Origin of the sequence: Pseudoalteromonas sp. 20-92 (assembly GCF_030847595.1) — a bacterium.
Lineage (GTDB): Bacteria > Pseudomonadota > Gammaproteobacteria > Enterobacterales > Alteromonadaceae > Pseudoalteromonas > Pseudoalteromonas fuliginea.
Genome location: NZ_JANJGQ010000001.1, coordinates 150497 through 171999, shown reverse-complemented (window position 1 = coordinate 171999; position 21503 = coordinate 150497). Strand labels below are relative to the sequence as shown.

The window sequence follows — 21503 nt, the reverse complement described above, 5'->3', positions numbered from 1 at the left end:
GTATCACTTTTTAAAACTTAAAAACCATTGTTGTACATCTTCTAGTATTTTCAAATCATCAATAAAGTCATATTCAGTTTGATTAAACTCAATTACTTGCTGGCAATAAGCATGCTCAACAATCATATGAATAACAGTTAATGATATCCCCTCATCCACAGGTAAATCATCCAGTAACTGCGCCCTAACAATTGACTTTTCAAACCCCCAAAGCGCTAATAAGTAGGCACTAAGAGCGTACTTAGGCACGTTTTCATCTTCGTTATCTTGCACAATACACATAGCAGCTAATTCACCAATAACACTAAGCAAACCAACTGCAAATGCAAACAACTGTGTTTGCCTATCTTGCTTTAAATACTTAGCGAGCGATTGCGCCATACTTGCTTTTTTATATCCTTTATTAATTAACTCATTAAGCGTCTCTTGCTTAGCCTTATTAAGTAATTGTTGAGACAATTCAGAAAAAACCACAATCGCCTTTAAACTAACTAAACCAATTCTTATAATCGCCTCTTTTAAGTTTGTAGTTTGACTATCAAACCCCATAAATGCGGAGTTGGCTACCTGCAAAACTTTTCCCGTTAATACAGGGTCGTGGCTAATATTATTTTCTAAAATAGAAATGTTTGGCTCATTTTTATTTAACTCACTTAATAAGTTTTGAGTCACAATACCTAAAAATGGCAAGTCTGAAAGCTGCCCTAAAATAACGCGATGAGGAGCATGAATAGGAAGTAATTTTAATAACTTAGCGCTGTCTAGCACCGCGACTAAATGTTTCTGTGTAAAAGGTTTTACAAGATGAAAGTGGATTGTGTTGTTAACTTGTAGTTGATAGTTACTACTTAAATCACTGGTAAATAAACACCTTAAGGCTGTAGGACAGATCGCTTTAGCGTGCTCTAGTACTTTAAGCCCTGAAGAAAGTGGCATCATAGAATCACAAAAAATAATGTCGGGTGTTTTATTACTTCCTATGTAGCGTTCAAATTCATTAGGTAACTGTAAGCAGGCTACAGTTACATTTGCACATAAGCGGCTCAACGTTTTTGCTAGTGCACGTAATAGTAATTCGTCATCATCAATTAAAAGTATATTTATTTTTTGCTCATGCATTCACTATACCTTCGCTATAACGTATTAATTTCTAATCAAAGCGTAGTATAAATTCATAAATAGACATAAAACGAAAAGGGCCTAATCGTATTAGAGATTCATAGGATTAAGATAAAGCCATTGAGCTCTGATAGGATATACTTAATTACTGCACAATTAATGTTAAACCAGCAGGTTAAATAGATTGAATGAAAAAGATATTTTTAATAGCACCTTTTTTATTAGTTTTATAAACGACAAGCTTCGTCCACTGATTAATAAAACATACCGTTCCAACTCAACAAATACTTTAATTGGTCAATCATTAGCTGGTCTGCTTTCAAGCGATATTTTATTTAATCACTCTGCAACTTTTAATTATTACGTAATAATTAGCTCAAGCTTATGGTGGGCCAATAATGAATTACTAAATAGCCCTTTTGAGCCACAATCGTTTCCTCAATCGGTTTATATTGACGTTGGTAAAGAAGGTGAATTAATGGAAGGCGATTGCATAAGAAAATAGCGCCTATTTTTGGTAATAAAAGCCAAGTGAAATTAGGCTATTTTAAAAACCTAGATCACGCCGATACTCTGCATTTAGCTGTATACGACGCTTTTACATAAATTAACTACCATCCAAAAAAGTAATTAATAAAAATGCTTATAAGACTTTAAGTATTATTCATGGTATTTGCGGATCATCGCCACTTTGCCGTTTTCAATTTCGATTACTTCCATCATTGTGGAGGTGTATTCTATTGGCTGCTTACTTTGTGGGTGAATACCTTTTGCAAAATTCTTATAACGAATAGCAAAGCCTGTATCGTTAAACACAAATGTATTAAGCAGTGTGCTTTCAAACAACGTGTGTGCACCTAAGTAAAAACTCATACCTTTGCGCATCTGCTTTTTACCATCAGGAGTACGTGAGTCATCCGGTTGATACGGAATGTGCTGATTGCCAATATCATCGGTTAACAATGCAAGGTAAGCCTCAAGCTCTTTAGTACCTGCGTTGGGTGCTTGTGTGGCGGACATTGTTTTATAATATTGCTGCGCAAATGCATTTAAGTCGAGTGGCTTTTCAGCATAAGCCGAAAAAGCAGTTACTAAGGCCAAGCCTAACGTTAAAAGTAGCTTCATCACTTATCACTTCCTGTAGTTAATAATATTGATTCATTTATAGGAACACTATATTAATATGTTCAATAATAAAACAAATAACTTTAAGTAACTAACACCTACATTTTGCTTTTCACTCTGTTGGTTGCAACGCTGTTGGCAGGGTCGTCTGGCCAAAAGTGCTTAGGGTAGCGGCCTTTCATTTCCTTTTGCACATCGCGGTAACTGCTAGCCCAAAAGTGGGCTAAATCTTGAGTAAGTTGCAATGAGCGTTTACCTGGCGATAGCAACTCCATAAGCAGTGACAGCTTACCGTTGGCAAGCATAGGCGTACTGGTCAAGCCGTAAACCTCTTGCATACGCACGCTTAGCTTTGCGGGGCCATCAAGCTGGTATTCTATTTTTATATTTGAGCCACTTGGTACCGTTAAGCGCAGTGGTAACAATGCTTTTAACGCGGTTTGTTGTTGCCAATCAAAACAGTTTTGTAATGCTTCAAAGTAGTTAAACTTTTTAAGCTGCGTGAGCGTTTTAATATCTTCTAAAAACACGCCTAGCCACTGCGCTGCATTTTGAATAAGTTGTTGCTCGTTTATTTGCGGGAATTTATCGGGCATTAAATTACTTGCTAGGCTCATACGTATCAGCAATTGTTGCGCATCAGGTTGCTCGTTAAATAAAGCAAAACCGTGTTTAGCAAATAAGCTAAGCCACGCTTTAGCACGCTCGCTCTTATCTAGTTTTTGTTTACTAGGCTGGCTGCTGAGCGTTATAGCCCCGAGCTTTACTTCATCTTGGTGAATAAAGCGCGCTGATTTTTCATCAAACTCACAACGAGTAAGTTCACTAAATAAATGCGGTAAAAATTCTTGTAACTCAAATGGGTTAAGCGCGGTGGCTGCAAATATACGCCCGCCTTTGTGCCCGCCCATGGTTGCTATGGCTAAGTAATCGTCGTTGTGCCAGTAATCGGCATTTAACTCAGCACCAGCACCATTGGCAAGTAAATAACCATTACCACGTTTTTTAGCAATACGATCGGGGTATGCCAATGCCACCAGTAAACTTATATAATGCGTATTTAATTCGCTGTTTTCGTCTTTTACTTTTAAGCGGCTTTGCCAATACTTTAACTGTTGTTTAAATACCGGATGCGGACGTTGCTGTTGGCTATGTAGCGCTAAACTCAACTCGTTTGCACTATTTACTCGGCTCTCAAGTAATGCCACTAAATAAATAGCGAGCCTAAAAATACCAGAGAGTTGGTCATCAAGTATTTGTGCTTTTAATAGCATATGCGCCAAACGAATATCAGCACCAAAACCTAACATTTTACTGCCAAGTGGTGTGAGCTTACCCTTGCTATCAATAGCTTCTAGCATGTTAAGCAGGTTACTTGCTTGCTCGCATTGTTGCTCAGTGGGCTTATCGAGCAAGGTTAGCTCATCAATATTGGCTCCCCATTGCTTTGCCTCAAGCATAAGTTGGCTTATGTCTGATGTGAGTATTTCGGGATTGTCGTGGCTATTACGTCGCTCAAAGGTTTGCTTTGAGCCAATTCGATAAACAATACCCGGCTCTATTCGCCCTGCACGTCCTGCACGCTGCACAGCAGAGGAGCGTGATATACTTTGTGTTGTGAGCTCTGTAACCCCTGTTTTTAAATTAAAAGAGGCTGCACGGCGCTTGCCGCTGTCAATTACAATGCGTATGCCTTCAATAGTTAAACTGGTTTCGGCTACATTAGTGGTAAGCACTACTTTGCGCATGCCGTTTGGTGCAGGAGCAATAGCAGCTTGCTGATTGGCCTTATCTTGCTCGCCAAATAGCGTTGTAACTTGGCAGTTACTTGGTAAATCGCTCAGTGCTTGTTGCACGCGTAGTATCTCAAACTGCCCAGGTAAAAACACCAACGCGCTACCTGTTTGCTCATTAAGAGCTTGTTTTATTATGGTAGGAATTGCATCAAGCCAACGGCTTTCATCTTTTATGGGTATGTATATTTCGTCTATTGGGTAGCTGCGACCGCTCGATTGAATTACAGGGCAATCAAAAAACGCTGTATAACGCTCAGTATCAAGCGTTGCCGACATAAGCATAATGGTTAAATCGTCGCGCAGCGCACTTTGGGTCTCGAGCGCAAAGGCAAGTGAGGTATCAGCTGCAATTGAACGTTCATGAAATTCATCAAATATAAGTAAATCTATATCGCTTAATTCGGGATCGTTTTGTAGCATGCGCGTTAGCATGCCTTCGGTGACTATTTCGAGGCGCGTATTAGCGCTTACTTTACTCTCGCCCCTAATCCGCAGGCCCACACTTTGCCCAACACTCTCGTTTTGGCACTTTGCTAAATAACTGGCAATATTACGTGCAGCTATTCGGCGAGGCTCTAGCATTACAATACGTTTAAAATGCCCATCGCGCATAAGCTGCAGCGGCAACCACGTAGATTTACCCGCACCAGGCGGCGCTTGTAATAACGTAATAGGATTACTTTGTAATGTAGTAACGAGTTGTTGATATATGTCTTGAACCGGCAGCACTGCTATTTACCCAAAATTGCTTTGCGTGCATTGTAACAAAAACCAAAAATAAACGCGCCGCTAAAGCTATGTGGTTATAAGGGATTTAATAAAGGGTTACATAATCAGAAATAATTACAGACCGCTCTGTACATTTTTTAAGGATGTGTTCACAACATTAATCATTACTGCCTCAATAAAAACATAACACCATGATTATAATGTAAAATAAAGATTTAACTTATTGGTACACGCCTTGCTCCTTTTATACTGAACGTTAATTAAATCTAAGTAAGGAGAAACTTATGAACAGCGATCGTATGAAAGGTAATTGGAACGAACTTAAAGGTAAGGCTCAACAAAAATGGGGCGATCTTACCAACGACGATTTAGACAAAATTGAAGGTAGCCGTACAGAGCTAGTGGGTAAAATTCAACAGCAATACGGTAAATCTAAAGAAGAAGCAGAGCGTGAAGTTGATGAGTTTGAAAAAACTCACTAATCGCTAACTTCTAAAAAAACCGCCATTTGGCGGTTTTTTTGTTTAAGCTGTAGGTTATTTAGTTACGCTTTTAGCTGGTCACCTATTGGTAACTGCCTAATACGCTTTCCGCACGCTGCAAAAATAGCATTACATAATGCTGGCGCATAAACTGGTGTAGACGGCTCGCCTACCCCTGCTGGTGGTGCATCGCTTTGTACTATTTCAACGTCAATCTCAAGAGGTGAGTCACTCATACGCGGTACGCGATAATCATGAAAGTTACTTTGCTGCACGCGGCCTTTATCAAAGGTAATACCATCGCTGATTGCAGTTGTAATCCCGTAAATAGAACCACCTTGAGTTTGGTTTTTAACGGTGTCAGTGTTTACAACCGTACCCGCATCAATGGCAACCCACGACTTAATTACTTTTAAATCGCCAGCATCCGACACTTCTACTTCAACTACCGTAGCTACGTAAGTTAAAAAGCTTCTGTGTGCTGCTATTCCTAAACCTCGACCTTTAGGAAGCTCTCGCCCCCATTTACTCATGTCAGCTACTTTTTCAATAACATGGCGCAGTCTGCCAATATCTAAAGGATAAACCGCTTTATCACCACCGTAATTATCGTATGTGGCATTTTGCTCTGTTACATCAACAATACGGCTTGGACCTATTGTATCTAGTAAATAGTCTTTTTGGTCACGGCCAGCTTTGTGCGCCGCTTCGCCAATAAATGACTGAATAGCAAAGGCATGAAAAATATTTGATACAGAACGCATCCAACCAATTCGTGCTTTAGCAAGCGCATCACCGTTTTCTAACTTCATGTTAGGTGTGTTAATTGGGTTATCGGTAAACCCTAAGCGTAATTCACCGCTCATAGGAGTGGCTGCACCATCTTTAAAAGTAGATGCTATGGGTGTAAACGCGGTGCGGTGTAAATAAGATTCTATTGCGCCATTTTTATCTAGCGACGCTTCAATGTGTTGAGCCGAAACCGCATGGTAAAAACCATGTTGTATGTCGTCTTCACGCGTCCATTGAACACGAATAGGCTTGCCTACTTTCATTGAAAGGTAAGCTGCTTCTGCTGAAAAGTCAGGTTTAGACTTACGACCAAAACCGCCTCCTAACATGGTAACGTGAACATTAATTTTGCTCTCATCCATGCCAAGCATTGCAGCCACTGTTTTCATATCGGCTTGTGGATTTTGCGTAGCAGCCCATATATCAACACTGTCTTTGTTGTACATAGCTGTTGCACAAGGCGGCTCCATTGGTGCTTGAGCAAGATGCGGCGCGTAATAATCAGCTACGAGTTTATTGCTCGATTTAGCCAACACGCCCATGGCATCACCTTTATCACGTATGTTTGCCTGAGGAGTTTGTACTGTTTGTAATAATGACTTTTTAAATTCTTCTGAATTGTAATCGCCATTTTTACCATCATCCCATACTACTTTTAATGCTTTACGCCCTTGCCACGCAGCCCATGTATTTTTAGCTATAATCGCAATACCGCCTTTTGGCTGAAACTGCGGCGCGCCTTTTGGTGCAGGCATTTCAATAACATCTACAACGCCGTTCACCGCTTTTGTAGCACTGGCATCAAATGACTTAACAACACCGCCTACTACCGGCGGGCGTTCAATTATAGCCACCAGCGCTTGTGGTTCGCGTACATCGGCTGCAAATATTGCTTTACCTGTTACTAAATCGGCTAAATCTATGTGCGCCATGCCAGTATTAATGTAGCGCCATTCTTTGCGTGTTTTAAGTGTTAGTTTGTCAGCTTCTGGTGGCGTTATTGTAAGCGCTAAGTCGATTAAATCTTTATAAATAAGCGATTTACCTGAGCTGTGTGTAACAACGTGTTGATTAGCAGTACAAGTTTGCGGGTCAACTTTCCAATACTTAGCGGCAGCATGCTGCATCATGTAACGTACACTTGCGCCCATTTCACGCAGGCGCTGCATGTTGTAGCGAATACTACGCGAGCCATCGGTATTTTGATCGCCGTATTTAGGGTCGCCCTTACCCTGAATAACAATAACCTTATCCCACGCGGCTTCCATTTCATCGGCAACAATTTGTGCAATCGCGGTGCGAATTTGCTGACCCATTTCAGAGCGATGGCACGTTATTTCAACCATGCCGTCTGGGCGCAGTGCAATAAATAAGTTTGCGCGTTTTGCCAGCTCAGATGGCTGCTCTAACACACCCGCAATCGCTCTTGGCGCACTGCCTACAAAATAAGTACCGAGTACTAACGCACCTATTGCACTGGTTTTTAAAAACTTGCGGCGGTTTAAATCAAAATATTTGTTATCTTGGTTCATACTTCTTCCCCTTGTTCATTTGGGTCAAAATACTGAACACTCGCCATTGTTTTAGCAGCCGACTTAATTGCTTTATGAATACGTGGGTAGGTACCACAACGGCAAATATTACCTGACATATTACTTACTATTTCATCGTCGGTTGGGGTTGGGTTTGCTGCTAATAAGCTTGCAGCTTGCATCATTTGGCCGCACTGGCAAAAACCACACTGCGGTACTTTATGCTCAACCCATGCTTGTTGTACTGGATGGTCGCCCTGCTCGCTTAACCCTTCAATTGTCGTAATTGAACGCCCTGCTGCTGCCGCAACAGGTAATACACACGAGCGCTGAGCTACCCCATCAATATGCACGGTACACGCACCACACTGCGCCATACCACAGCCAAATTTAGGCCCGGTTAAATTCAACTCGTCTCGCAGATACCATAATACTGGCGTTGACGGATCGCCAGAAAACTCATGTTTATTACCATTAATGGTAAGCGTGATCATACTAAACTCCTTGGCAAAGCGCTTTAAAGGACGGTTCCTTGTTGCGCGAGAACTATTTTTAATTACTTACTATTTTATACTTACTACTTTTAGCCTACCACTTAGATCTGTTTTATAAAAACACTAATTATTAGAACGTTAGTAAAAATAGGACAACCAACTAACCACAATTTAGATAAAATTTAGGTAGCCGTAAACAGCTTGTTGGTAAAATTGAGCAACAATACGCTAAACCAAGAAAAGTAAATGAGTTGAGAAAGGTTATTAATTTATAAGCATTTTAACTAAAGTAGTGCATCACTGTAGCTATCCAAAACTTTATAATGGATAAATTACTGTTCTGACAACCCACAATTGCCACCGGTGGCAATTGAATGTAGAATAAATTTAATATTAATTAATTTGGTAAAATCTATGAAAATCGCATTAATGAATGAATTTAGTCAAGCAGCAAAAAACCCTATTGTACTTGAGCAACTTAATACTGTGGCCAAAGCCCAAGATCATCAGGTATTTAATGTTGGCATGGATGGTGACAACGACCATAGATTAACATACATCCACCTAGGAATTATCGCCAGCCTATTGCTTAACTCTAAAGCTGTGGACTTTGTTGTAACAGGTTGTGGCACAGGCCAAGGTGCACTTATGGCTAGCAATGCTTTTCCGGGTGTTGCATGTGGTTATTGTATTGACCCTTCTGATGCATATCTATTTGCACAAATAAACAATGGTAATGCACTGGCTTTACCGTATGCAAAAGGTTTTGGGTGGGGTGCTGAGCTAAATATAAAATACATTTTCGAAAAAGCATTTACAGGTGAAAAAGGTCAAGGTTATCCAGCTGATCGTAAAGAATCTCAAGTGACTAACGCTGGTATTTTAAGTCAATTAAAAGTAGATATAGCTAAAGATTATCTCAAGGCACTTGAATCGATAGACCCCGACCTTATTAAACAAGCTATTGGCGGCTCACGGTTTCAAGATTGTTTCTTTAAGCATTGTAAAGACGAAGCAATAGCAGCATTTGTTAAAGCTAGAGCTTAATAATAAAATTGTCACATAGCCTGAGCTCTGGTTAAGAGATTTACTAATATATTGAACCATAATGATATTTAGATTTATTATCCAGAGTTCAGGTTACATACCTCTAATAGCAGCTTCTGCATCATCTTGCGATAACAACTACTCACGTCTTTAAGACCTAAAGCCAACCGGCAGTGATGTAATAGCAGCCAATAATGGCTACTTGTAGCACATAACTATAGCGACAATTTTTAAAAGTATAATGGTAATTCCCACCGCTACCCTCAAACGTAATATCACCATTTAATAAAGCCATGCTGGGCTTATCACTAAGCTTTTTATTAATACCCCACACTGCATACCGATAATTATGATCGCCTAAATCATCAACACGAATATGGTAGTTAGCCGTTTTCCAATCGAGTACTGGTTTTTCAAAGTTATTAACACTTGAATGCAGGGATTGCTTATCTTGTTCAATTAAGCTTTTTGCAAGTGTCTGCTCTTTAGTATTTTGTGTATTTACAGCAATAATTCCACCACTATGTCTGGAATAAAGATTTGAGCCCTTTTGTTATTAAATACGAAATGAAACAAAAGCGAGTAAATCTTTCAAAGCCTTCCCTAAGTAAAGTCCGCCTAAAACCTTATTAAGAGCCTGTTATAACTTCATATTCTGCTCTACTAACATTTGGTACTGCAAAATTAGGAACTATATCTCTAGTATCTGGTATAGCTCTAGTTTCTATCGGAAAGTGCCAAATGTTAAACATATTATTTGGTCTAGTATCATAGGCTAATTGATCCCAACCTAAAATTGAAGCCATTCGAAAAGTGGCTAGTTTTTTTGCCATTTGCATATCAGATTTGGGGTTGAAATATAAAAGATAGCCAGTATTAACTGCCCCAGTTAATATATCAACAGCCTGTAAACCCCAATGAAGCTTAGAGTCCTGCATTGATACAAGCTCAATTTTTGAAGATGTTGGTAATTTAGCAAGCATATGATTAGTAATAATTTGAATTACTTCATCTTGTTTGGGGTATTTTGTACTTTTCTGGTCTATATATACTTTAAAGTTAGCGTTTAAACCTTTACTACTTTGATTTAGAAGTTGATTATACGTTGTGTAAAAAGCCGCTTCTTCATCTCTATGCCATTTTTGATAAGGGGCTTTTGATACCGCAATAGCATGGAAAGTACACGGGCTACTTAGTACAAACTTTAAGATATTTAAGCATAAATTAATTTGTCCTGAGCTTTTTCTTATTTTTTCCCATTTTATTTCACCTTGAATCCCACTCGATTTATAAATTTGTTCAATTTTAAAATTGAATTCATCTAAATATTCACTTGGAACATTTAAAATACCGATAGTATAACAAGGTGACCCTTTTGAAATTCCACTTTCATCAGCAAATGATACTACATCGTTCACTTCACTCTCCTTATGCATAAGCATTAAATAGCCTATGGGGTTCAATTTTTGGGGGTCATAACATCCCAAAACTACTTATATTCGCTTGATTAATAATTTCACTAAATAAACTCTTTGTAAACATATGATTATATAGACAAAAAAAGGACTTTATTATTTTTCACAAAAAACGTTTATTAATGCTATGCGACAAAACCATAATACATCTCTATCTAACTAAACTAATTTAAAAACAAAAAAACGAGCCTAATTAGGCTCGTTTTTGTTCTTTGTGTTTACTGATAGCTCACAACTAAAAACTGACCGCTTCGCTATTACTCCGGATCATACCCCAAGTTAGGCGATAGCCAACGTTCAGCTTCTGCGAGCGTCATATTAGTTCGCTTAGCGTAGTCTTCTACCTGATCCTTTTGCACTGCGGCTACTGCGTAGTATTTAGCCTCAGGGTGCGAGAAGTACCAACCTGAAACAGCAGCACCTGGCCACATGGCATACGAACTAGTTAGCTGCATACCAATGCGTTTTTCGGTGTCTAATAATTGCCAAATTTTCTTTTTCTCAGTGTGCTCTGGGCACGCTGGGTAACCTGGCGCTGGGCGAATACCTTGGTAGTTTTCGCGTATTAGCTCATCGTTTGCTAGGTTTTCGTCTGGTGCAAAACCCCAATACTCTTTACGTACTTTTTCGTGCAGGTATTCTGCAAACGCTTCGGCGAGCCTATCGGCAACGGCTTTAACCATTATTTTGTTGTAGTCATCTTGCTGTGCGTCAAACGCATTTGCTAAATCGTCTTCTTCTAGGCCGCCCGTTACTGCAAACGCGCCAAAGTAATCAGGCATGCCTTTTGGTGCTATGTAGTCGGCTAGGCAGTAGTTAGCAAAGTCGGTTTTTTCGGTTTGCTGACGTAAATGGCACGAAGTAGTTAACAGCGTTTTGCGCGTTTCGTCGGTGTATATTTCTATGTCGTCCCCAACGCGGTTAGCCGGGAATAAACCAATTACACCAAGTGGTTGTAAACTGCCTGCTTTTTCAAGGTCGTCTAACATATCGTTAGCGTCTTTAAATAAGCTTTGTGCTTGCTCGCCTACTACTTCATCGTCCATTATGCGCGGGTATTTACCGGCAATTGACCACGTCATAAAGTATGGCGTCCAGTCTATATATTTACGTAAAGTCGCGATTGATACATTTTTAAACTCAGTCACGCCCAGCTTTTTAGGCACTGGAGGCGTGTAGTTATCCCAATCGAGTTGTGCTGCGTTATCGCGTGCGCGCTGGATTGTAACAGGCTTAGAGCGTGGTTTTTTACGTGCTTGTTGCTCGCGTACTTTTACATATTCAGCTTTAGTTTTAGCTAAAAAGTCAGGTTTAATGTCTTTTGATAATAAGTTTGAAACCACACCTACTGCACGGCTTGCGTTATTTACATACACAACGCCTTTATCATATTGCGGCTCAATTTTTACTGCGGTGTGCGCTTTAGAGGTAGTTGCACCACCAATGAGTAGCGGCAGTTCAAAACCACGGCGTTTCATTTCTTTTGCTACGTGTACCATTTCGTCAAGCGATGGGGTAATTAAGCCCGATAAACCAATAATATCGGCTTTTTCGTCGATTGCGGTTTGCAGTATTTTATCGGCAGGTACCATTACACCTAAGTCGATTACTTCATAGTTATTACATTGCAGTACAACGCCTACAATATTTTTACCTATGTCGTGTACGTCGCCTTTTACGGTCGCCATCACTATTTTACCATTGGTTGAACCTTCTTCTTTTTCGGCTTCAATAAATGGGTCTAGGTAGGCTACGGCTCGTTTCATTACGCGCGCCGATTTAACCACTTGTGGTAAAAACATTTTACCTGCGCCAAATAAATCACCTACCACGTTCATGCCATCCATTAACGGCCCTTCAATTACGTGAATAGGTTTATCGGCAGCAGCGCGGCACTCTTCGGTATCTTCATCTATAAAGGTAGTAATGCCTTTTACAAGCGCGTGCTCAAGGCGTTTTTCAACAGGCCATGTGCGCCATTCTAAATCTTCTACTCGCTCGGCTTGTGCCATACCAGAGTATTTTGGTGCAAGCTCTACTAAACGCTCGCCTGCGCCTGGGTCTGTGTTAAGTATTACGTCTTCAACGGCTTTACGAAGCTCCTCTGGTATGTCGTCGTAAACAGCGAGCTGCCCTGCATTCACAATCCCCATATCCATACCCGCTTTTATGGCGTGGTATAAAAATACCGAGTGAATAGCTTCACGTACTGGGTTATTACCTCTAAATGAAAACGATACATTAGATACACCGCCCGACACTTTACAGTGCGGTAAGTTTTGCTTAATGCGGCGTGTGCCTTCAATAAATTCTACAGCGTAGTTGTCGTGCTCTTCTATACCGGTGGCTACGGCAAATATATTAGGATCGAATATAATATCTTCTGGCGCAAAGCCAATGTCTTCTACCAATATTTTATAACTGCGCGCACATATTGCGAACTTACGGTCTGCCGTGTCGGCTTGCCCGTCGGTATCAAATGCCATTACAACGGCAGCTGCACCAAAACGTTTTATTATTTTAGCTTGGCGAATAAACGGCTCTTCGCCCTCTTTTAGCGATATAGAATTAACAATAGCCTTACCTTGAATACACTTTAGGCCTGCTTCTATTACTTCCCATTTAGAGGAGTCGACCATAATGGGTACGCGTGAAATATCAGGCTCTGAGGCTATTAAGTTTAAAAACTTAACCATAGCGGCTTTTGAGTCCAACATGGCTTCGTCCATGTTTATATCAATAACCTGTGCGCCATTTTCTACTTGTTCGCGGGCCACTGTTAGCGCGGCTTCAAAGTCTTCTTCCATGATTAAACGTTTAAACATGGCAGAACCGGTTACATTGGTACGTTCGCCGACATTAGTAAATACTGCTATTTGTTGGGTCATGCTGGCTCCTTAATTTAAGTTACAGGCTTCAAGGCCTGATAAACGCATGCGTACTTCAAGCTCTGGTAGTTGGCGTGGTTTAACGCCCGCTAAACCTTTTGCAAAAGCGCGAATATGCGCAGGCGTGGTGCCACAACATCCACCTACTATATTAATAAAGCCCGATTTACCCCAATCGATAATTTCGGCTGCCATTTCAGGCGCTTCTAAGTCGTATTCACCAAACTCATTAGGCAAGCCCGCATTAGGGTGTACCGACGTAAAGGTTTCGCACACGCGCGACAACTCTTCTACGTATTGGCGCAGTAAATCAGGGCCAAGGGCGCAGTTAAGGCCAATTGAAATAGGTTTGATATGGCGAATAGAGTTATAAAACGCCTCGGTTGTTTGCCCCGAAAGCGTACGGCCTGACGCATCGGTAATAGTGCCCGAGATCATAACTGGTAATTTACGCCCTGCTTGCTCAAAGGCTTCTTCAACGCCAAACGAGGCAGCTTTTGCATTGAGGGTGTCGAATATGGTTTCAATAAGTATTAAATCGGCGCCGCCTTCCATTAATGCAAGGGTAGACTCTACATACGCAGTAACTAGCTTATCAAAGGTGACATTTCGGTAACCCGGATCGTTTACGTCTGGCGAAATTGAACACGTTTTAGATGTCGGCCCTAAAACACCCGCTACATAGCGTGGTTTTTCTGGCGTTTTAGCCGTAAATTCATCGCAAATTGCGCGTGCTAATTTAGCCGACTCTAGGTTTATTTCACGGCTTAGGCTTGCCATGTCATAATCTTCCATCGAAATAGTGGTCGAGTTAAACGTGTTGGTTTCAATAATATCGGCGCCCGCTGATAAAAAACCACGATGAATATCAGTGATTAAGTCGGGCTTAGTTAGGCTTAATAAATCGTTATTGCCTTTAATTAATACATGCCAGTCTTTAAAACGCTCTGCGCGATAGTCTTCTTCTTCTAGCTTATGATCTTGGATCATGGTGCCCATAGCGCCATCTAAAATTAAAATGCGTTCTTTTAATGCGGCACTTATTTCGGCTTGTTTATTATTTGTAGGCGCGTTATTCGGCATAGTTGTTAGTCCTCACGTCTTGGCTAACTAAATTAATATCATACGGTGTGGTTTGGTACACGTAGTAATTTAACCAGTTCGAAAAAAGTAAAAAAGCATGGCTTTGCCACGTTTTTGAAGGTTGTTTGGTTGCATCGTCATCCGGAAAGTAATTTTCGGGTTTTGGTGCATTAGGGCTTTTTTTACAATCGCGCTCGTATTCTGCTTTTAGCGAGTCGGCGTCGTACTCTGGGTGGCCGGTTATAAACACTTGGCTACCCGATTTATTTTTAAGTAAGTAAGCCCCTACTCGCTCAGAACCTGCCAGTACAACTAGCTCGTCGCAGGCGTTTATTTTATTTATATCAATATGGCCGTAGCGTGAGTGCGGTACCAAAAAGGTATCGTCGAATCCGCGAGTCAGTGCACCGTGATCAAAATAACACTGGTGAGTAAATACGCCACACAGTTTATCGTCTTTTAAATCGCGCTTTAAATTGTAACGGTGATATAACGCTGCATGCGCTGCCCAACACGAAAACAACGTAGAGGTAACGTGTTGCTCAGCCCAATCAATAATGACTTTTAGTTCATCCCAATACGCTACATCGTCGTATTCTAAATGCGCAAGTGGCGCACCGGTTACTATTAATGCATCGTAATTGTTGTCTTTAACCTCAGAAAAATAACGGTAAAAAGTATCAAGGTGCTCTTCTGAATTACTGCTACTGCGGTGAGTGTCGAGGCGCAGTAGTTCTACATTTACTTGTAAAGGCGAGTTGGCAAGCAAACGAATAAACTGAACTTCGGTTTCTACTTTATTAGGCATTAAGTTTAAAATAGCCAAACGCATTGGGCGTATTTCTTGCGTTTTTGCACGACTTTTTGGCATTACAAATACGTTTTCTTGACGTAAACGTGCAATTGCCGGCAACTCGTCTTTTACTGTAATTGGCATACCTTACTCCCGCTCATAAAAACCGAAGCTTAATTATGAACTGAAAGTAAAAAATATCAACCTCTAGATGTATAGATGTCTAAATGAAATTTATTCATGATTTTATACTTTACTTACAAGCATGCTTTAGTGCTTTAAAACCCGCCATTCGTTGACTGTTTCACCTGTCAGCCACTACAATACAACATTGAAAATTTTATTATTATTTGAAGGCTCCTTTCATGGTTTTACCTGATAAATTTATATTCTCGATGAGTCGAGTATCTAAGGTTGTGCCACCTAAGCGCACTATCTTAAAAGATATTTCGTTGCACTTTTTCCCTGGCGCTAAAATTGGTGTGCTTGGTTTAAACGGTTCTGGTAAATCTACGTTACTACGCATTATGGCCGGTGTTGACCAAGACTTTGAAGGTGAAGCACATCCTCAGCCTGGTACAAAAATTGGTTATTTACCGCAAGAGCCAGTACTGGACGAAAGCAAAACAGTGCGCGAAATTGTCGAAGAAGCCGTTGGCGAAGTTAAACATGCACTTAGCCGTCTTGACGAAGTATACAACGAGTACGCAATGGAAGGTGCTGACTTTGATGCACTTGCAAAAGAGCAAGGCGAGCTTGAAGCGGTTATTCAAGCGCACGATGGTCACAACATTGATAACGTTTTAGAGCGTGCTGCTGATGCACTTCGCCTACCAGAATGGGATGCTAAAATTGAGCACCTTTCAGGTGGTGAGCGTCGTCGTGTTGCTATATGTCGATTATTACTTGAAAAACCAGACATGCTTATTCTCGATGAACCAACTAACCACTTGGATGCTGAGTCGGTTGCATGGTTAGAGCGCTTCTTACACGATTACGAAGGCACTGTTGTGGCAGTAACGCATGACCGTTACTTCCTTGATAATGTAGCTGGCTGGATATTAGAGCTTGACCGTGGTGAAGGTATTCCGTGGGAAGGTAATTACTCTTCTTGGCTTGAACAAAAAGATGCGCGCTTACAGCAAGAACAAAAATCTGAAAAAGCACGTCAAAAATCAATTGCGCAAGAACTTGAATGGGTTCGTTCAAACCCTAAAGGTCGTCAAGCTAAGTCAAAAGCACGTATGGCTCAGTTTACTGAAATGCAGCAGTCTGATTACCAAAAGCGTAACGAAACTAACGAAATGTTTATTCCACCTGGCCCACGTTTAGGCGACCAAGTGCTTGAAGTAACTAATCTTCGTAAGAGTTTTGGCGATCGCGTTTTAATTGACGATTTAAGCTTTAGCATGCCAAAAGGTGCCATTGTAGGCATTATTGGTGCGAATGGCGCGGGTAAATCAACACTGTTTAAAATGATAAGCGGTGAGCAAGAACAAGACAGCGGTAGTATCAGCGTTGGTGAAACAGTACACCTAGCTACTGTTGATCAGTTCCGTGACGGTATGGATGAAAGCAAAACTGTTTTCCAAGAAATATCAGACGGTCAAGACGTATTAAAAATTGGTAACTTTGAGTTTCCAAGCCGAGCGTATGTAAGTCGCTTTAACTTTAAAGGTAACGATCAGCAAAAGTTTGTTAAAGACCTATCTGGTGGTGAGCGTAACCGCTTGCACCTTGCTAAGTTATTAAAAGCGGGCGGCAATGTGTTACTTCTGGATGAGCCAACCAATGACTTGGACGTTGAAACCCTACGTGCACTTGAGAATGCTATTTTAGAGTTCCCTGGTTGTGTAATGTGTATCTCGCATGACCGTTGGTTCCTTGACCGTATTGCAACGCACATTTTAGATTACCGCGACGAAGGTGTAATTAACTTCTTTGATGGTAACTACACTGAATACGAAGAGTGGCTTAAAAAGACACTCGGTGCAGCAGCAGCTCAACCTAAACGTATTAAGTACAAAAAAATTGGCTAATCTTCACTGAAGCTAATTTATTACAGTAACACTAAGCCCTGCATTTATGCGGGGCTTTTTTATGCCACCAGCATTCTAAGCACTTATTTTCTAGCATGTAGAGAATTACCCGCTATGATTAATTTATTATAAAAACAATAAGGCTAAATTAGGATATGCAAAATCGTCGTCAGTTTTCTCGTGTATTATTTTCAACCGATGCACAGGTAATTTTTAATGATCATCAATACCCATGTAAATTGCTTGATATATCTCTACATGGCGCATTGATTAACAAATGCGATGCTTTGACAGGCTGCACCAATAACGATGCAATACTGCGTTTTACACTCCCTCAAAGCGACATAGAAATAAAAATGGAAGTAGTTGTGTGTCATATAGAAGCAGATCACATCGGTTTAAAGTGCCGTCATATTGATATAGATAGCATTACTTATCTAAAGCGATTAATTGAATTAAATTTAGCCGATGACGAGCTGCTGCATCGCGAACTCACTATGCTGATTCACGACGCACAATAATAGACTCATTTAGATTAGTTGATTACCATAGGGCAAATTTTTCAACGTGTGAATACATGACTTTAAATCCACATTTACCTTTGGTGTATCATCCTAACTATTCGTTTAGCTTTGATCCAAAGCATCGTTTTGCAATGAGTAAGTTTGCACATTTATATCAGCATGTTGAAGAGCTTGGTTTGATTGGCGATAACCTAGTTGAGCCAATATTAGGCACGCCAGCACCACTTGAGCTAATACACTGCGAAAATTACATACACGATTTGTGGAACAACCGCTTAGATGAAAAAGCCATGCGCCGCATTGGCCTACCTTGGTCAAAAAAGCTCATGGCGCGCACATTTACAGCCCCTCAAGGCACATTACAAACGGCTCGTTTAGCGCTAAAACATGGCATAGCATGTCACCTTGCTGGTGGGACACACCACGCACATACCGATTTTGGCTCAGGCTACTGCATGGTTAACGACCTTGCCTTTACCACGCAAACTTTAATTGAATCGGGTGAAGTAACTAACGTACTTATTTTTGATTTAGACGTGCACCAAGGTGATGGCACTGCGGCCATGTTACAGCATCAGGCATACGCTTATACCTGCTCTATACATTGTGAAAAAAATTTTCCGTTTAGAAAATCTGCTAGCGATTTAGACATTGGCTTAACCGATAATATGAAAGACGACGAATACCTCGCTATAGTGGATGAAACCTTAAGTTACTTACTCAAAGAGTTAAATCCGAGCTTGGTACTTTACGATGCTGGCGTTGATATTTGGCAAGGCGATGGTTTGGGTAAATTAGACATTAGCTGGGATGGTATAATTAAACGCGACCATTTAGTGTTAAAACGCTGCCTTGAACACAACACACCCGTTGCTACAGTAATAGGTGGAGGTTATGATAAAGACCATCTTCGTCTTGCTAAACGCCACGCTATTGTTATTGAGCAAGCCGCTCGCTTTTAGTGTGAAATAAAAATGTTAAATTCTCGTTCTTATTTAATACATACAATAAAAACGAAAATACTATGAAACAGTTATTTATCGCCATCACACTCATTTTGTTAAGCTTTACAGCACATGCGCAACAGGAAATAACAAATACCATCCACCCTAAATTACCTACATTAAATTTACAAATGGCCGACGGTTCTATAATTAATACCCACGATTTACTAGGCCAGCCTTATATTTTACATTTTTGGGCCACTTGGTGCCCATACTGTAAAAAGCTGCAACCGGCACTTCAAAAAATTGATGATATGGGTTTAAAGGTCATTGCAGTTAGTTTTAAAGAAGATGAAGATGCTGCTCCCGCCAAAGCTCTTAGCGACAGAGGTTATACTTTTAAAACAGCAATAAAGGCTGATGCGATAGCTAAACAGTTAGGGATCAGAGGTACGCCTACTACGTTATTTATTAATAAACAGGGCGATGTGATTTGGCTCACTAACACCTCAAATCCAGAAGATGCAAACTTGCATTTAAATGCACGTACGTTACTTCACTCTATGGAGCTAAAAACAGAGTAATTTACTGCGTTTTTAGCTGACTTGGCGTTAAACCCGTCCAACGCTTAAAAGCACGCCGAAAATTTGGGATGTCATAAAATGCTAGACGCTCAGCAACTTGTTCATTACATTTAGCACGTAAGGTAAGTAGGTAAATTGCTTTGTGTTTGTTTTGCTCGTCAATTAGCGCTGAAAAGCCTACTCCGTTAATTTTCAGTTTTCGTTTAAATGTAGCTGAACTCATAGCAAAGTGCTTTGCGGTACACTCTAAATTAGCACTTGGGTGAGAGTATAAATACCTACAAACGGCTTCAATAAAAGTCATGCTAACTAAATTTTTATTATGTAATTGAGACTGCGCTTGCATAAATCGTAATTGACTAGCGCACGGGTTCTTAGCCATTAACATGGCTTTATTTAATACCCAGCGAGTACATGGCCTATCAAAACTTATCTTTAGCCCTAAATTTTGTTCGTACTCTTGAATATGCCGAGGGCGCTTAAAAGCAAAGTCAAACTGACAATGCGGGTAACTTTCGCTTACTCGTTTGAGTAAACTATAAAAAGCGGTGCTGTATATTTCTAATACGTAATGGTGCAGCTCTTCATTGAGTCCATGAGCAGGTTGTAAATAAATATAATATTGCCCGCTTTTAATGTATGTTTGGCTAAATAATAAAGGCGCTAACTGCATTCTTAAATGCGCTAATTGCTTTAGTACTTGCCCTAAATCAGCACTATACATAAGCGCTTGTACTTCAACTCGCGTATCATTTATTAGCTGGCTACCAAGTAAAAAGCCACTGTCGGTACTTTTCATTAACAGTTTAAATTGTGCTAGTAAACGCACCTGCTGAGATAAACTAAACGCATGTTGAAAGTTAAATAAATCTTGCTCAAATATTCCCGTACCACGCAATAGTTTATGAAGTTCAATACCTCGACTTTGTGTTAATTCAACAATCGCAATTATAAGTCCTTGTGCACTTACAAACTTATCATCTTGATTAACAAAGGTATGCACGTTGCGCTACTTTTTGTTGGTGCTTTTTTTGTTGTAACTGGCTATGCAATTGGCTTGTTAATGTACCTGTATAATTACGTTCATTACCTTGAATTAGAGCAGTTGTTACATGCTGAAACTTTGCTTTTTTTGAGCCTTCCACTTTAAATGCGCAATATCTCAATGCCCCTTTAATTTGCATCATAAGCTCTTTTGCTTGTTGTTCTGTGGTTTCTGGCATTAACACCATAAAGCAGTCTCCTGCATACCTGCACACAACATCACTTAGCCGGCAGTTCATTAGCAATAGCTCGCTCACCTCACGCAGTAACCTATCGCCTTCTTTAAAACCAAATTCGCTATTAAAATGCGAGAAGTCGCGTATATCAATAGCACCGAGCCACAAAGGCTGTGTGCTTAAAAACTGATTTTTTATGGCTAAATCTAAGTACTGCGCTTTATAAAGCCCTGTTACAGAACAAACTTTACTGTGTTCACGCAAGTTAGCTTCACGGCGGCGTAATTGGCGATTTAATACATATTGCTCTTGATGCCAATAATACAACCCCAAGCTAGTTAGTAGCATGCCTACAGGGGCTGGTAATGACTCAATCCAACTTAGCCATTTGTGTGCTGGGTGCATTAACCACTCATCGAGTAAATCTAAAGTAGCTGAGAACATAAACAACCCTACGCCAATCACTAAATAAGTTGTTACTTTACTGGGGGGCCTTGAAATTAATAACACCGTGATCCACACCAGAGCCATGAGTACAATACCGCCCTCGCCTATAATATCTAGCCATTGAATATCAGCATACGTTTTAAGTACACCTAGGTAAGCGCTTAAAAAGCAGGCACTAAAAAACATCGCAATAATACAATTAACTAATAATCGGTGGCTGGTAAATGGGTTAAATCGCATTAATTAATCTTCTCTTTGTAGAGTCTATTTTTATGCTAACTCATATCTATATTTGCCAGCAGGGTCATATTAGCTCAACTATATGACAGCAAGATGATCACCATTTTCAAAACCATCTTACACCACACAAAAAACCTCACTTTATAAGGA

Annotated in this window: 18 protein-coding genes and 1 pseudogene; 7 read left to right on the top strand and 12 right to left on the bottom strand. The window is 40.3% G+C overall.

Going from position 1 to position 21503, the window contains the following annotated elements:
* Nucleotides 1-3: 3 nt before the first annotated feature.
* Complete coding sequence (locus NRL14_RS00715) at nucleotides 4-1119, bottom strand: HDOD domain-containing protein (protein ID WP_149606614.1); 1116 nt, start codon at nucleotides 1117-1119, stop codon at nucleotides 4-6.
* A gap of 184 nt (nucleotides 1120-1303) precedes the next feature.
* Here NRL14_RS00715 and NRL14_RS00710 point away from each other — a divergent pair, with 184 nt between their 5' ends.
* Nucleotides 1304-1624, top strand: a complete 321-nt coding sequence (locus NRL14_RS00710) for an alpha/beta hydrolase-fold protein (RefSeq protein WP_149615300.1) — start codon at nucleotides 1304-1306, stop codon at nucleotides 1622-1624.
* Nucleotides 1625-1779: 155 nt separating this feature from the next.
* On the opposite strand, the gene NRL14_RS00705 is transcribed toward NRL14_RS00710, so the two are convergent.
* The gene (locus NRL14_RS00705) at nucleotides 1780-2244 is read right to left on the bottom strand and encodes a nuclear transport factor 2 family protein (protein ID WP_306723855.1); all 465 of its coding nucleotides are present in this window, start codon (nucleotides 2242-2244) and stop codon (nucleotides 1780-1782) included.
* Between the two features lie 98 nt (nucleotides 2245-2342).
* Nucleotides 2343-4769: an ATP-dependent helicase HrpB gene (gene hrpB, locus NRL14_RS00700; protein WP_306723744.1), complete on the bottom strand. Its 2427-nt coding sequence runs from the start codon at nucleotides 4767-4769 to the stop codon at nucleotides 2343-2345.
* A 284-nt stretch (nucleotides 4770-5053) separates the two neighbouring features.
* Between hrpB and NRL14_RS00695 the strand changes: the two genes are divergently transcribed.
* Nucleotides 5054-5251 carry a CsbD family protein gene (locus NRL14_RS00695; protein ID WP_008132353.1) on the top strand — a complete coding sequence of 66 codons (198 nt, stop codon included), beginning with the start codon at nucleotides 5054-5056 and terminating at the stop codon, nucleotides 5249-5251.
* A gap of 62 nt (nucleotides 5252-5313) precedes the next feature.
* Here the strand turns inward: NRL14_RS00695 and NRL14_RS00690 are convergent, their stop codons facing one another.
* Together NRL14_RS00690 and NRL14_RS00685 are read right to left on the bottom strand one after the other, a co-directional pair.
* Nucleotides 5314-7575 (bottom strand): xanthine dehydrogenase family protein molybdopterin-binding subunit, encoded by a 2262-nt coding sequence (locus NRL14_RS00690; protein ID WP_306723743.1) that lies wholly within the window; start codon nucleotides 7573-7575, stop codon nucleotides 5314-5316.
* Nucleotides 7572-8069 (bottom strand): (2Fe-2S)-binding protein, encoded by a 498-nt coding sequence (locus NRL14_RS00685; protein ID WP_007376163.1) that lies wholly within the window; start codon nucleotides 8067-8069, stop codon nucleotides 7572-7574. The genes NRL14_RS00690 and NRL14_RS00685 overlap by 4 nt, the downstream gene beginning before the upstream one ends.
* Before the next feature lie 414 nt (nucleotides 8070-8483).
* Between NRL14_RS00685 and NRL14_RS00680 the strand changes: the two genes are divergently transcribed.
* Nucleotides 8484-9116: an RpiB/LacA/LacB family sugar-phosphate isomerase gene (locus tag NRL14_RS00680; protein WP_007376162.1), complete on the top strand. Its 633-nt coding sequence runs from the start codon at nucleotides 8484-8486 to the stop codon at nucleotides 9114-9116.
* A gap of 157 nt (nucleotides 9117-9273) precedes the next feature.
* Here the strand turns inward: NRL14_RS00680 and NRL14_RS00675 are convergent.
* From NRL14_RS00675 to metA, 5 genes and pseudogenes are all read right to left on the bottom strand, one after another.
* Nucleotides 9274-9636 (bottom strand): annotated as a pseudogene (locus NRL14_RS00675) (hypothetical protein); the annotation flags it as partial.
* 109 nt (nucleotides 9637-9745) lie between these two features.
* A complete protein-coding gene (locus NRL14_RS00670; RefSeq protein ID WP_007581211.1) occupies nucleotides 9746-10534 on the bottom strand; it encodes a DUF3800 domain-containing protein in 789 nt (262 codons plus the stop codon).
* A 314-nt stretch (nucleotides 10535-10848) separates the two neighbouring features.
* Nucleotides 10849-13479 carry a methionine synthase gene (metH, locus tag NRL14_RS00665; RefSeq protein ID WP_149606608.1) on the bottom strand — a complete coding sequence of 877 codons (2631 nt, stop codon included), beginning with the start codon at nucleotides 13477-13479 and terminating at the stop codon, nucleotides 10849-10851.
* A gap of 9 nt (nucleotides 13480-13488) precedes the next feature.
* Nucleotides 13489-14562 carry a homocysteine S-methyltransferase family protein gene (locus NRL14_RS00660; RefSeq protein ID WP_306723742.1) on the bottom strand — a complete coding sequence of 358 codons (1074 nt, stop codon included), beginning with the start codon at nucleotides 14560-14562 and terminating at the stop codon, nucleotides 13489-13491.
* Nucleotides 14552-15499, bottom strand: a complete 948-nt coding sequence (gene metA, locus NRL14_RS00655) for a homoserine O-succinyltransferase (RefSeq protein WP_024608777.1) — start codon at nucleotides 15497-15499, stop codon at nucleotides 14552-14554. The genes NRL14_RS00660 and metA overlap by 11 nt, the downstream gene beginning before the upstream one ends.
* 221 nt (nucleotides 15500-15720) lie before the next feature.
* Between metA and ettA the strand changes: the two genes are divergently transcribed.
* From ettA to NRL14_RS00635, 4 genes are all read left to right on the top strand, one after another.
* A complete protein-coding gene (gene ettA / locus NRL14_RS00650; RefSeq protein ID WP_007376155.1) occupies nucleotides 15721-17394 on the top strand; it encodes an energy-dependent translational throttle protein EttA in 1674 nt (557 codons plus the stop codon).
* A gap of 155 nt (nucleotides 17395-17549) precedes the next feature.
* Nucleotides 17550-17915, top strand: a complete 366-nt coding sequence (locus NRL14_RS00645; protein ID WP_008133974.1) for a PilZ domain-containing protein — start codon at nucleotides 17550-17552, stop codon at nucleotides 17913-17915.
* 56 nt (nucleotides 17916-17971) lie between these two features.
* Entirely contained in the window at nucleotides 17972-18880 is a 909-nt protein-coding gene (locus NRL14_RS00640) for a histone deacetylase (protein ID WP_306723741.1), read from the top strand.
* 62 nt (nucleotides 18881-18942) lie between these two features.
* Nucleotides 18943-19446 (top strand): TlpA disulfide reductase family protein, encoded by a 504-nt coding sequence (locus NRL14_RS00635; RefSeq protein ID WP_149615289.1) that lies wholly within the window; start codon nucleotides 18943-18945, stop codon nucleotides 19444-19446.
* 1 nt (nucleotide 19447) lies between these two features.
* Here NRL14_RS00635 and NRL14_RS00630 read toward each other — a convergent pair whose 3' ends face one another.
* Together NRL14_RS00630 and NRL14_RS00625 are read right to left on the bottom strand one after the other, a co-directional pair.
* Entirely contained in the window at nucleotides 19448-20449 is a 1002-nt protein-coding gene (locus NRL14_RS00630; RefSeq protein ID WP_306723740.1) for an AraC family transcriptional regulator, read from the bottom strand.
* The gene (locus tag NRL14_RS00625) at nucleotides 20433-21353 is read right to left on the bottom strand and encodes a GGDEF domain-containing protein (protein WP_306723739.1); all 921 of its coding nucleotides are present in this window, start codon (nucleotides 21351-21353) and stop codon (nucleotides 20433-20435) included. Before NRL14_RS00625 ends, NRL14_RS00630 begins: the two co-directional genes overlap by 17 nt.
* Nucleotides 21354-21503: the final 150 nt, after the last annotated feature.

Bases quoted from the DNA above. Each gene is read 5' to 3' on its own strand.
- NRL14_RS00715 (WP_149606614.1), bottom strand. From the start codon at position 1,119: ATGCATGAGCAAAAAATAAATATACTTTTAATTGATGATGACGAATTA.
- NRL14_RS00705 (WP_306723855.1), bottom strand. From the start codon at position 2,244: ATGAAGCTACTTTTAACGTTAGGCTTGGCCTTAGTAACTGCTTTTTCG.
- NRL14_RS00695 (WP_008132353.1), top strand. From the start codon at position 5,054: ATGAACAGCGATCGTATGAAAGGTAATTGGAACGAACTTAAAGGTAAG.
- NRL14_RS00690 (WP_306723743.1), bottom strand. From the start codon at position 7,575: ATGAACCAAGATAACAAATATTTTGATTTAAACCGCCGCAAGTTTTTA.
- NRL14_RS00685 (WP_007376163.1), bottom strand. From the start codon at position 8,069: ATGATCACGCTTACCATTAATGGTAATAAACATGAGTTTTCTGGCGAT.
- NRL14_RS00680 (WP_007376162.1), top strand. From the start codon at position 8,484: ATGAAAATCGCATTAATGAATGAATTTAGTCAAGCAGCAAAAAACCCT.
- metH (WP_149606608.1), bottom strand. From the start codon at position 13,479: ATGACCCAACAAATAGCAGTATTTACTAATGTCGGCGAACGTACCAAT.
- NRL14_RS00660 (WP_306723742.1), bottom strand. From the start codon at position 14,562: ATGCCGAATAACGCGCCTACAAATAATAAACAAGCCGAAATAAGTGCC.
- metA (WP_024608777.1), bottom strand. From the start codon at position 15,499: ATGCCAATTACAGTAAAAGACGAGTTGCCGGCAATTGCACGTTTACGT.
- ettA (WP_007376155.1), top strand. From the start codon at position 15,721: ATGGTTTTACCTGATAAATTTATATTCTCGATGAGTCGAGTATCTAAG.
- NRL14_RS00645 (WP_008133974.1), top strand. From the start codon at position 17,550: ATGCAAAATCGTCGTCAGTTTTCTCGTGTATTATTTTCAACCGATGCA.
- NRL14_RS00640 (WP_306723741.1), top strand. From the start codon at position 17,972: ATGACTTTAAATCCACATTTACCTTTGGTGTATCATCCTAACTATTCG.
- NRL14_RS00635 (WP_149615289.1), top strand. From the start codon at position 18,943: ATGAAACAGTTATTTATCGCCATCACACTCATTTTGTTAAGCTTTACA.
- NRL14_RS00625 (WP_306723739.1), bottom strand. From the start codon at position 21,353: ATGCGATTTAACCCATTTACCAGCCACCGATTATTAGTTAATTGTATT.